General features: G+C 52.8%; 8 protein-coding genes. 6 read left to right on the top strand and 2 right to left on the bottom strand.

Annotated features, from left to right (window positions below):
* The first annotated feature begins 42 nt into the window (after positions 1-42).
* From GGC63_RS01065 to GGC63_RS01045, 5 genes are all read left to right on the top strand, one after another.
* Positions 43-2,220: a glycoside hydrolase family 105 protein gene (locus GGC63_RS01065; RefSeq protein ID WP_318780959.1), complete on the top strand. Its 2,178-nt coding sequence runs from the start codon at positions 43-45 to the stop codon at positions 2,218-2,220.
* A 94-nt stretch (positions 2,221-2,314) separates the two neighbouring features.
* The gene (locus GGC63_RS01060) at positions 2,315-4,591 is read left to right on the top strand and encodes a helix-turn-helix domain-containing protein (protein ID WP_225947921.1); all 2,277 of its coding nucleotides are present in this window, start codon (positions 2,315-2,317) and stop codon (positions 4,589-4,591) included.
* 38 nt (positions 4,592-4,629) lie between these two features.
* Complete coding sequence (locus GGC63_RS01055) at positions 4,630-6,681, top strand: glycoside hydrolase family 65 (RefSeq protein WP_192700757.1); 2,052 nt, start codon at positions 4,630-4,632, stop codon at positions 6,679-6,681.
* A 26-nt stretch (positions 6,682-6,707) separates the two neighbouring features.
* Entirely contained in the window at positions 6,708-7,847 is a 1,140-nt protein-coding gene (locus tag GGC63_RS01050; RefSeq protein ID WP_192700756.1) for an oligogalacturonate lyase family protein, read from the top strand.
* A gap of 17 nt (positions 7,848-7,864) precedes the next feature.
* Positions 7,865-9,004, top strand: coding sequence for a glycoside hydrolase family 105 protein (locus GGC63_RS01045; RefSeq protein ID WP_192700755.1), 1,140 nt, complete (start codon positions 7,865-7,867; stop codon positions 9,002-9,004).
* Positions 9,005-9,207: 203 nt separating this feature from the next.
* Here GGC63_RS01045 and GGC63_RS01040 read toward each other — a convergent pair whose 3' ends face one another.
* On the bottom strand, positions 9,208-10,446 hold the full coding sequence (locus tag GGC63_RS01040; protein ID WP_192700754.1) for an MFS transporter: 1,239 nt from the start codon (positions 10,444-10,446) through the stop codon (positions 9,208-9,210).
* 140 nt (positions 10,447-10,586) lie between these two features.
* On the opposite strand from GGC63_RS01040, the gene GGC63_RS01035 reads away from it, so the two are divergent.
* Positions 10,587-11,231, top strand: a complete 645-nt coding sequence (locus GGC63_RS01035) for a TetR/AcrR family transcriptional regulator (protein WP_192700753.1) — start codon at positions 10,587-10,589, stop codon at positions 11,229-11,231.
* A 157-nt stretch (positions 11,232-11,388) separates the two neighbouring features.
* Here GGC63_RS01035 and GGC63_RS01030 read toward each other — a convergent pair whose 3' ends face one another.
* A complete protein-coding gene (locus tag GGC63_RS01030) occupies positions 11,389-12,339 on the bottom strand; it encodes a DMT family transporter (protein WP_192700752.1) in 951 nt (316 codons plus the stop codon).
* Positions 12,340-12,598 lie beyond the last annotated feature (259 nt).

The raw sequence follows: 12,598 nt of genomic DNA, 5'->3' as shown, positions 1-12,598 counted from the left end.
GCCTATCCAATAGTAAAGGGAAATGAAGGAGGAACCATAGCAGTGAGCAGCTACTTTCATCCAATCGAAAGCATGGGTTCACAAACAGCCGGATGCGATATTCCGCATGTTCTGGCTGTCATGGCCCAGCGGTACATCGGAGCCAATCCGCCTCACGAGCCCGTCTACCGGGTTACAAGAACTAATGAAATCCGCAAGCAGGAGCATCATCTGTATCAATTTCCTGTAAGCAGCATGTTCCCCGAAATGAACGAAACCCAGCGTGTTTATGCTTGGGGCAAGCTGTGGAGTGAACAGCCGGAGGACTTTATTTTCCATTTGCGCTGTTATGGGCCTGTGCGGCTTTATCATAATGGCGTCAAACGGTTCGGCTCCGCGCCGGAGGAGGAGAAGGGAGATTCCGGTACCCTGCCGATCAAGCTGAAAATATCTCTTACTCGCGGGTGGAATCACTTCGTGTTTGAATTAGGGAAAAATGCCGGCGGAGGCTGCGGAGCGGAATTCGGCACGGGTAACAGGAAGAACAAGCCTTTTCATTTCCTGGCTCCTTCAGCCGAGCGTGACGGGGAGGAAGGATGGATTTATACGGCCCCATTGAGCTTCGCTATCCGGTCAATCCCCGGCGGAAACCAATCTGAGGAGGAAACCGGAGCGAAATGGCTTCCTGAGCGGGAAACGCCGCATATACAGGCTGGAAGGCTGGAGCAAATGTACGGGCTGCGTCCGGGTGCCACGGCCTATGCATGGACGGCAATTTCTAATGCCGCCTCCTCTGTCCAACGAATAACAGTTGAGGGCACAGCCTATGGCCCAGTATCCTTCACGCTTAATGGCGGAAAAGTGCTTGGCGTACCGCAGAGCGGTGATTTTGTCCTGCAATTCGATGCGGGTCCCGGCAAAGCGGATTTGGTGGCTCAATGTATCGCGGGTGAAGACGGCTGGGGATTCGAGATCCGCAGCTTGTCCGCTGGAGCGTCGTTAACGGCCCCGCGCAGAATCCATGGTTATCGTGGCAGCTGGCTCTATTTGGGTCCGTTTGCTCCCGGTACACAAGTGAATGTATCTGATTATTTGGCATTGGATACGGTAGCTTATGGAGAAGAGGGCTCTCTTTTCTGGACCACCGAGCAGCCGGATGCCAATATTCGGCCTTTTCTTGAGAACGAGCTGTTTGGCCGCTGGAATTACCCGCTTGGCGTCACACTGTTTGGCTTGCTGGAAACGAGCCATGTCCTGCAGCGGACAGACTTGTCCGATTATGTCCTGAAGCATGTCGAGTTTGCTACTTCGACGTACGCCTACTCGCTTTGGGACCGGGAGCGTTATGGAGCAGCAGGCTTGAACAACCAGCTCTCGCACATCGACAGCCTCGATGATTGCGGATCGTTCGGCGCACTTGCTATTCTTGCGAATCGGCTGCGTCCGCTGAAGGGAGCGCCAGCCGTATTTGACGACATCGCCCACTACATTATGGACGTACAGGATCGTATGCTGGACGGCGCTCTGTATAGGCACAACGGGGTTTCGCCAAGCATGCACAACACTATGTGGTGCGACGATATGTATATGAGCGTGCCGTTCCTGTGCAGATACGCAGAGCACACCAGAGATATACGTTATATCGATGAAGCGGCACGGCAGCTATTACTTTATAAGAACTATTTGTTTATGGCGGAACAAAGCATTATGTCCCACGTGTATGATGTGAACCTGGGCAAACGTTCGCAGACCGCCTGGGGCAGAGGGAATGGCTGGGTATTCTTTTCGCTGGCGGTTTTGCTTGCGGTACTGCCTCAAGATCATGCAGCCTATCCTGATATTCTCTCGTTTTACCGTGAGCTGGCAGAGGGATACCGGAGGCTCCAGGGTGTTCATGGATTATGGCATCAGGTGCTGACCGATCCCGAATCCTACGAAGAGGCTTCCTGCACTTCCATGTTTATGTATGGCTTCGCGCTTGGCGTTCGGCACGGGTGGTTGGAGCAGCCTGAGCCATATATCCAGGCTGTGCTGTCCGGATGGCAGGGCTTGTGCGAGCGAGCCATCGATAAGCAGGGTAACCTGTATGGTGTCTGCAAGGGCTCCAGCTGGTCCTATCACCATGCTTATTATAAGCATGATTTGGGCTGGAACCTCAACGATACGCACGGCATCGGCATTGTGCTTCTTGCTGGTATCGAAACGCAGCGAATGAAGGAGCAATTAGGAATCACAGGCTGAAACAATGAGGAAAGCCAGGTCAAAATGGGTATCTTGGGGGGAGAAATCGCGTTATAATGAAACATATTCGACATAAGGTGGGAAGGAACCCGTGATGCAATCCCTCAAGAAATGGCTGAAGTACAACTGGGCCCATACGCAGATCCGGCTTGTCTTGATTTTGACCGTATCGGTTTTCCTCATTATTCTGGCTGTCAGCTTAACCTCTTATTACACGTCCAAGGCGGTGCTGCAGGAGGAGCTGAGCGAGCCCCAACGGCAAATGCTTCAGCTCAATATGAATGTGATCGACGAATCCATCAAGGAAAGCGATCAGGCTGCGATTCAAGTCTCGTTAAGCGCCAATGTATATCAATTCTTGACGAGCGAGAACCAGAATTCATTCAGTAATATCACGGAAATCTATCAGCTGTTGACCACGTTGGTTAACAATTCGAAATATGTGAAAAGCATTTATGTCTATGATCTTAAACGAGAAAGCTTCGTGGCCATTCCCCAGGGGTACAGCTCCAGCAAGCTGACATTCGGTGATTCGGATTGGGTCAGCGTGGCCGATGAATTCGGGGACAAGCCGACCGTGATCAAGAAGCGGGAGGTGCCGGAGGGCGCCAGCCGTGGTGGCTCCGATGTGACGCTGTTTCGAAAGATCAAGATTCAAGGCGAGTTTAGAGGCATTGTGGCTGTGAACCTCAAGGATGAAGAGCTGTTCGCCCGGCTGGACTCCAGCTTTAACAACATTAACAGGATGCGGTACATCATCGATGAGCATGACGATGTCTTATATTCGGTTTCGAATTATGAATTCGATCAAGACGCGATCCGGCAGGCACTTGCCGTAGTGAAGGAAGATAATACAGGTGATATCACCTACCAGAACCGCAAGCTGCTGGTGAATCAGCTGACATCGCCAGTCACCGGTTGGAGGTATGTCTCTATTGTTGTACAGGACAGCCTGTTGGCCAAGTCCAAGAAGGTACGGGATACCGTATTGCTGGTATCGATCGCCGCATTGGCGCTTGGCGGAGCGACCATCTTCTATATCAATGCGGCGGCCTTCCGTCCCGTGAGGCGGCTGAGGCAATTGTTCAGCGCTTATGAACGTAAGGAGAGCGGCGCCGGGGGAATTGATCTGGAGAAGCTGACCGATGAACTGCTGAGCAACCATGCCCATCTGTCCCAGCTCGTCAGGGAGACGATGTCGGAGGCATCCTCCAAGCTGCTAAGCGATATTTATTCCGGCCATTTAACCGGCAAAAGGGATATTCAGGACAAATGGAACCGTTATTTTGGCGATTGGCAAGAGCAGGCTCCGGTTACCGTAGCCATACTTTCCATCGACCGTTATAAGGAATGGTCGGCTTCTTATTCCGACTCGGACCGGTCGCTCTTGAAATTCGCCCTTGCCAATATTATGGCGGAGCTGTTCGAGCCGCAGTGGAGAATCGTATGCGCCGATTTCGGAAAGGACAAGACGGCTATCCTGATGCAGCCGAGGGAGCCTGGCGCCTCACCGGAAAAAAAGCTGAAGGAATCGACGAATGTGGTGCTAGAATTGCTCAAATTCAGCGTTACGGCAGGCATCAGCACGCCCCAGACGGACATTACCCGTTTGAAGCAAGCGATGCTGGAGGCGGAGAATGCGCTTGCTTATCGTGTATATCAGGGCTATGGCCAAGCGATTCCGTTCCATAAAGTATCCGAGCACGAAGTCAAAGAGCCGCTGCCCGGCGGACGTGCCGTAGAAGAGCTGCTGCATGCCATCCAGGCGGGGGATGAGCCTGCCATATCAAAGGCTGCGGACCAGATTTTCGAGCAATTGCGTATCCAGTACGAATATCCTTCGGCTGTGGTCAGTTTTCTGCAGGAGCTTGTCGAGCGGATTGGACAGCTGCAGCCCGGGGAGCAGCAGGAGACAGAGGCTGCATATGAACGGTTCGAAACCCTGCATTTGGATGACATGAGGCAGGAGCTGGACTCCAGAATCGCTCCTATTGTGGAGCAGTACCGCCGTCTGGCCGACAGCAAGGATTTCATGATGTGCCAACGGATGATCGACTATATGAAGCAGCATCTCGGCGAACCGATCGGCATTCCGGAGATTGCCGATTCCATAGGTATCAGCAGCAGTCTCGCCAGCCAGGTCTTCAAGCAAGAGACAGGCGAGACCATATATAACTACTTGACTCAACTGCGAATGGACCGGGCGGCCGAACTGCTGCTCAAAACGGACTCCCGAATTTCGGACATCGCCGTCATGGTGGGGTATCAGCATGAGAACAGCTTCATCCGTATCTTCCGCAAATATAAAGATATCACCCCGGGCAAGTACCGGGATATGATGAAAACCCGGATGGATTTTCAGATCGAATAGCCGACTGTGCCCTCCGGGTTCATTCCAAGGAGGAACCCATGAACAGACGACAAATTGTTGAGCGGCACCATCCAGAATTAAACAAATTAGACCCGCTGTCGCCCTTCTCGGTAGGCAATTCGGAATTTGCCTTCAGCAGCGACATTACCGGCTTGCAGACCTTCCCGGATCAATATGAGGTGCCGCTTGGCACCCAATCCAACTGGGGATGGCATTACACAGGAGGGCGTCACCGATTTACGGAGAAGGACGCCGAGCATCAAATGTTCGATACCTACGGGCGGCTTGTAGGCTATCCTATGAAGCCGGGAGAGAAGGCTGAAGCCTATCACTGGCTGCGGCAAAATCCTCATCGCCTGCAGCTTGGCCGAATTTCCTTCCGGTTTCTTCTCGAATCCGGCGAGGAAGCCACGGCAAGCGATTTAACGAATATACGCCAGCGGCTGAACTTATGGACAGGCGTGCTAACAAGCGAGTATGACGTACAAGGCGTGCCTGTAAGAGTAACAACCGCTTGCCACGGCGAAGCCGATACGGTCGGCGTCCGTGTGGAGTCGCCTCTGATTTCCCAAGGACGGCTTCAGATGTTCATGCGGTTTCCTGCGCCCGATATGGTTCATACGGCATGGGCCAAAGCGGTGTTTCCCGATTGGGACCATGATGACAGACACCGAACAGAGCTGCTTCAACAGGAAGCCTGCAGGGCGTTGTTGGAAAGAACCATGGATGAGGACCGATACGAGGTAGGCTGGGAATGGACTCAGGGACGGCTGGAAAGAACCGGCCCGCATGAGGTCACATTAGTGCCTGAAGTGCAGGGCGAATTGTTTGAATTTTCTGTCTCGTTTGCTCCGGAAGCACCAAGAACGGCATCCGTCGATAGTATCATCCATGCCAGTGAACGCCGCTGGGAGGACTTTTGGATGAGCGGAGCGGCTATTGATTTTGCCGGCAGCTCCGACCCACGAGCTTTCGAGCTGGAGCGCCGTGTTGTCTTGTCCCAGTTCCTGTGTGCCATTCACAGCGGGGGTTCCATACCGCCTCAGGAAACCGGGCTGATGTACAACAGTTGGTTCGGCAAGGCGCATTTGGAGATGCATTGGTGGCATGCGGCACATTTTCCATTGTGGGGTAGAGAAGCCTACCTGCTTAAGAGCATGGGCTGGTACCGTGATATCCTCCCTGTCGCGCGTGACTTGGCAGCGTCACAAGGCTACGAGGGCGCCCGCTGGCCTAAGATGGTCGGCTTCGACGGCAAACCGTGCCCTTCCCCGGTTGCTCCCGGACTGATATGGCAGCAGCCGCATCCGATGGTGCTTGCCGAGATGTGCTACCAGGCGAATCCGACACGCGAAACGCTGGAGCAATACCGCGACATCGTATTCGAGGCCGCCGATTTCATGGTATCCTACGCGCATCTGGATGAAGAAAAGCGCGTGTACGATCTAGGACCTCCGCTGATTCCGGCACAAGAATGCCACCATCTGCAGAGCAGCAAAAATCCTCCGTATGAGCTGGAGTATTGGAAGCAGGGGCTGGAGATCGCGGTTCAATGGGCTGAGAGATTTCAGGCGCCCGTCAACCCGCGGTGGGTTGAAGTAGCGGCATCCATGGCACCGCCTCCGCAGGCGGATGGGGTCTATCTCGCTCACGAGCTGTGCCCGGATACCTTTACCGGTAAAAACCGGGACCATCCCTCCATGCTGGGTGCTCTCGGCATATTGCCCGGAACGCTCATCGATCGAGAAGTGATGCGGAATACCTTGATGAAGGTCAAGGAGGTATGGATGTGGGATTCCGCCTGGGGCTGGGATTTCCCGATGTGCGCCATGACCGCGGCAAGGCTCGGAGAGCCGGAGCTTGCCGTTGATTTCCTGCTGATGGATGCGACCAAGAACACCTATTTGACTAACGGGCATAATTATCAGCGCCCGGGCTTAACAGCCTATTTGCCGGGTAACGGAGGCTTGTTGACCGCTGTCGCCATGATGGCCTGCGGCTGGAAAGGCAATGAGCAGGCGGACAATCCGGGCTTTCCGAAGGATGGGAGCTGGAAGGTAGCATGGGAGGGGCTTAAGCCCTGGCTGTAATAAACCTTCATGAAAGGAGCACGCAAATGGCTAAAGGCACCATCTGGCCGTCAGAGCGGAAGACGTATGTCGACCGGCTGACAGGGCTTGAAGTTACGCAATTAACGGATTATAAGGCACACAGCCATCATCTATATTTTACCGAAAACGGCTGGTACGACGGGGGAGAGCGTCTGTTGATGGTCTCCGACAGGGCAAACAGTACGAACCTGTACAGCCTGCACCTGACGAGCGGGCTCATTACCCAGCTTACGGACTATTCTGCAAACGATCATTTGGATGCATGCTTGCAGCCCGACGGAAGCGTGGCCTTTGTCAAAAAAGACCGCTGCCTATTCCGGCTGGACTTATCGACGCTGGAAGAAAAGCTCCTATACGAAGCGCCCGAGGGCTATCATCTCGGAAACGCAAGCGCGACCGCAGATGGCAAATTCGTCTTGACCTGCGTGCAGGAGGACCTCTCTTCCCGCATCCGCCTGGACCTCGGGAACGGATACGTCGGTCACCGCGAGCTTATGGAAGCGGCTCCCCACAGTATGATCGTCCGGATTGACTCCTTGCAGGGTAGGGCGGAGACGGTTTATGAGGCCCGGCGCTTCATCACCCACATCAATGCTTCACCTGTCGAGCCCTGGCTTTTGACCTTTTGCCATGAAGGGCCATGGCATCTTGTAGACCACCGGATTTGGGGGCTGGACCTGCGGACCGGGGAAGCGTGGCAAATCAGACAGCGGCTTGAACCGGGTGAAAAGGTAGGACACGAGTTCTTTTATCCGGACGGGCTGACGATCGGGTATCACGGCTTCCGCACAAACGGCACCAACTTCTTCGGCTCCATCCGTTATGATAATACGGGGATGGAGGAGACGGAATTCGCTTTCGATACGTGGCATGCCTATGCGGACGGTTGGGGTCAAGCGATCGTGGACGGCAAGGGTGCCGTGAAGTCGCTTACGATGTGGCGTAAAATCAACGGGGTCTATGATGGCCCCCGAACGCTCTGCGAGCTCCGCTGCAGCTTTCATTCCCAGAAGGTGCATGCTCACCCGCGCTTCAGCGCCGACGGAAAGCAAGTCTTATTTACAAGCGATAAGAACGGGTACGGCAATCTGTATCTGGTCCAGGTTCCGGACGATTTCAACAGCTTGCCATTAAGCACGCCCTAATCCAGGAGGTATCCATTATGCAGGCAACTGCTCAAACACAGACGGAACAGCACATGTCCGTCAAAATTGCAGAGACGATTCTATCCCGCTGCGTGGACGGATATCATCCCAACATCAGCAACAAATGGGGATATGTCGCCGGCATGGCGTTAACCGCGATAAGCCGTCTTGGCGACTGGACGAAAGATTCCCGTTATCACGAGTTCGTAAAGCGTCAAATGGATGTGTTCATCCAGGAGGATGGCTCCATCCAAGGCGGCTTTAGGCTGGAGGATTACAATCTCGATCATATCAATAAAGGCAAGCATTTGATGCGGCTGTGGAAGGAAACAGGCGAGAACAAGTACGAGAAGGCGGCACGAGAGCTGGAAACGCAGCTGATCGGCCAGCCGCGCACGGAAGAAGGCGGATTCTGGCACAAGAAGATTTATCCTTTCCAGATGTGGCTGGACGGGTTGTATATGTCATCGCCCTTCATGGCGGAATTTGCCGCTACGTTTGGGGAGCACGGCTGGTTCGATGAAGCGGCTCACCAGCTGCTGCTTGTCGAACGCCATACGCGTAACCCTGAGACCGGCCTGCTTCACCATGCCTGGGACGAGAGCAAGGAGCAGCGCTGGTGCGACGGCGCTACCGGACGTTCGCGCCATGTTTGGGGGAGGGCGATGGGCTGGTATGCAATGGCTATCGTCGACGCACTGGAGCACTTTCCTGCCCGTCATCCGAAGCGCGGACAGCTGCTCGGCATCTTTGAACGCATGGCGAATGCCGTCGTGCGCGTACAAGACCAGGAGAGCGGACTCTGGTATCAGGTGATGGATTGCAATGGTCGCGAGGGCAACTATCTGGAGGCATCGGGCTCGTGCATGCTCACCTATGCCTTGGCGAAGGGGATTCGACTTCATTATTTATCCGAGATTGACCGTAAGGTCGTTGAGCGTGCTTACGTAGGAATCCTCACCCGATTCGTCTCTGAGGACGAACAGGGAGTGCACTTGCACAGCATTTGTCAAGGTGCAGGGCTTGGAGGGCGCAAATACCGCGATGGCTCGTATGAATATTATTTGAGTGAACCTGTTGTTAGCGACGTGCTTATGGGTGTCGCACCTTTGCTTCTCGCAAGTATCGAGATCGAGCGGTTAAGTGAGGAGCTCTAAACCCAAAAGGGATATTTCCCTCTATATGGATGTTTAGGAGTAAAATATAAGCAAGCAGCACCCGGACGGATTTTTGAAGTCCTGTGCTGCTTGTTTTTGCTTTTTCGACTAGGAACAGATGGATGATACCTGCCGGTTCCCATCCGTTTCATGAGGTCCGGATTTACGAAAGAGAATCCGATACTGCCCTATGTAATGGCTCTTTAACCTGCTTGGTACAGCTCTCTTTTTCCTTGACCAAACGGGTGAAGCTTCAGAATCATATATCCGGCTGCCGCTATTACGCAGAGTACGGCGTCTATGCCGATCAAGATCTGATAGCTATTGAACATATCATAAGCAATGCCGCCGACCAAAGCGCCAAGGATGCCGCCGGCTTGATGAAAGAGCATTAAATTGCCGATCAACGTCCCTTTTCTGCTCGTAAGCTCGTTCGCAATGACCATTCCTCCCGGAACAGCGCTTAAGTAGGTCAAGCCGAAGGTCACGGCAAATGCGACGGGGGACCAGGAGGGGTGCCACAGCAGAATCAAAAAGCTGATTACCCTAATCCCGTACAACAAGGCCATGGCCAACCGCTTGTTGATAGCATCCATGGTGAATCCGAACACCAGCGACCCGGCTATCTCCATAACTCCAAGAACCCCCATCGATAGGGCGATCATCCCCGCCGATACCTCAGCCTGCTGATGGATGGCAACCAGATTCATCTCCACTGTCCCCATATTGATTCCACATGTAAAGATTGCAAAGGCGATGATCAGGAAAGGCAAGCGAACAAGCTTGCCGGCAGTCTCCTTTACCGCAGGAGCGGGCTCCTCAACAGGACGGGATTGCTCGGCAGCATCCTCGATGTCGACGTCCATTTCTGCGGGACGTATAACGAACATAATGAGGGGCAAGGTTATCGCTAAGCCCAGTAATGCTGAAATCAAAAATGCATATTCCCATGTCAGCTGACTGTTGGTTACGAACAAGGGGGTGCAGACGGCAAGACCGACGGAGGATGCGCTGCTCAATAGGCCCGCCGCTTTAGCTTTATGACGGCCAAACCATTTGAATACCAGCACATATGCTGTCGAGGCTCCAAGACCGGTCAACCCCGATAAAATACCGTAGCCGGCAAAGAAGAAGGCCGGATGATGTCCCGGAAAAACAAGAGCAGTGCCGGCAATGCCGAACAGGCTGCTGATGAACATGATCCTCTTGGGTCCATACCGATCGACGAGCCGGCCGCCTATTGGAGCGCATAAAGCGGCAATAAATAAATTTGTCGACCAAGCTGCGGATATAAATCCTCTGCCCACTTGCAAGTCCTCTGCCATTTGGACCTGGTAGGAGGTCATAATGAAGCGGGAAATCGTCCCAATAAATCCGATAACCCATAGGGCTATTAGTCCAATCCATGCATAGTGCCGCGAATACCATCGAGCTTGCGTCAACTCTATCCCGCCTTTATAATAAATTCATAAAAGATACCGTTCGGTATCTTTTATTGTAACACACATCAGGCGGTTGGCAAGAGGCAAAGCCGTAAATATTTGGTATAATGAGGGCAGACTACATCGCGTACGGAGGGCTCATGAAAAAAGGGGATAAAACACGGGAGCATATTATCATGAAATCGGCAGAGCTGTTTAATCAGCAGGGCTATGCGGGTTCGTCGTTAAACGATATCATTGCCGCAACCCGGATCAAGAAGGGGGGCATTTATCGTCATTTTAACAGCAAAGATGAAATCGCCCTGGAAGCGTATCAATATGCGGCAAGCAGGGTCGGCAGGAAGTTTTCGGAGGCTATAGAACAGGAGGAGTCTGCAGCAGGCAGGCTGCTCGCCTATTTCCGCGTTTATGAGGACGTCGTGAACAACCCACCGTTTATCGGCGGGTGCCCTCTGCAGAATACAGCCGTAGAGAGTGATGACACTCATCCTGTCCTGCGTGACAGAGCCAGGCGAGGACTCCATTCGACCTTGGACGAAATGAAAAGCATTATCCAGGAGGGGATTCGAATGGGGGAATTCAAGGAAGATTTGAATGCGGACGCCTTGGCTACTTTTGCCTTTTCCTTATTGGAGGGGGGCATCATGCTTAGCAAGCTGGAGGGCAGCAACAGGCACATGCAGATGAATATGACTAGCTTCACAGCCTATTTGCAGCAGTGCTGCTTGCATCCTCAGCGGACGATGCCGGAGAGATCCCTTGGCGAAACAGACGCGGCTGGGTAAATATACGAAGAGAGGCGAAACGGTTGTTGTTACAATAAAGAGCCAAGGGTCTGGACATCCATGGGATATTCCAGTTCTTGGCTCTTTCGGTTGACCTGTTATTCCACCTATATCCCAGCAGACAGAACATGAATGGCACGAATGCTTACCTAACGATCTATACGTCTACTGATGAGGGCTGTTTCACTGTACCTGCGCTTTTTTTTCGCCCCAGAAGATTCGTCCCTAGAACCCCCGCAATAATCAAGAGAGAGCCGATGAGATGATACACCGTAACGTCCTCCCCAAGAAAAATCGCCCCTGCCGCGATAGAGACTATGGTCGCTAAATTGTTGAACACGCTCATCCTGGATGCTTCGATTTTGGACAAAGCGTAGTTGGATGTTAAAGCAGTGACTAGCGAGGACATAATCCCCAGATAAAGCACTGAGAGGATAAAGAAACCGTCGGAAAGCGGTTCTAGAAGAACGTCAACTGTCCCGGACGACGTATGATCCACTAAGGAAATGACCAGAAACGAGACGAACCCAACGCCCAGCATGAAGTAGCTGATTTCCGCGGGGGTATAAGCCTTCATGAGCGAACGGGCCAGTACGCTGTATCCGGCGGAAGCCAGGCTCGAGAGAATCAATAGCAGAATCCCCAGCGTGCTGGACAGCTCGAAGCCGCCCCCTTTCATCACAAAAATGAACGCTACACCGAATACCGACAGGAAGATCGACAGCTTTTGCAGGCCGGTTGTTGTTTCCTTTAAAAAGATAGAGGCGAGCGCTGCCGTTATGACGGGAGTGAATGCAAACAGGATGCCCCCCTCGGCGGAGGTGGCGTGCTGCAGCCCGAAGGCTTGAAATGCAAAGAAGCCTAACGGATACATCGCTGCAAGCAGCAGCGCTTTATATAGCGGTTTCCCGCGGTAGTTCAGCTTAACCCACCCGAACGCAACCGGGATCGACATAACCCCGAACGAAGCGGCGAATCGAAACGCCAGTGTGTCTATAGGGCTCGCTTGCGCCAGCGCCATTTTGGTAAACAAGAAGGAGAAGCCAATAATTACTGCGTTTAAAATCATGCATACATAAGCTAGTCTTAAGCTTTTGTCAGTATTCATCATAACCACCTTATCCGCTCAAAGCTCGGTTTATTGTCCGTGAACATGTTCCATTAACTGCATGGTATAGCAAAGGACCGACCCAAACAACATTCATTTACTGAACTGTATCGGTACAGTAGCGGCCATAAGGAGCAGTGTGCCTGATTGATTCCTTGAGGTCGGCATCTTGTGAAATGAAATGTTAATTTTAAACAAGTAGTGGTTAATTTGTTCCATAGTCATCCTACAGGTTTGTTTCTATAATGAGAACACATCG

Source organism: Paenibacillus sp. OAS669 (genome assembly GCF_014873645.1).
GTDB lineage: Bacteria > Bacillota > Bacilli > Paenibacillales > NBRC-103111 > Paenibacillus_S > Paenibacillus_S vulneris.
Note: the sequence above shows the minus strand (reverse complement) of the source record. Positions and strands in the feature narration are given on the sequence as shown.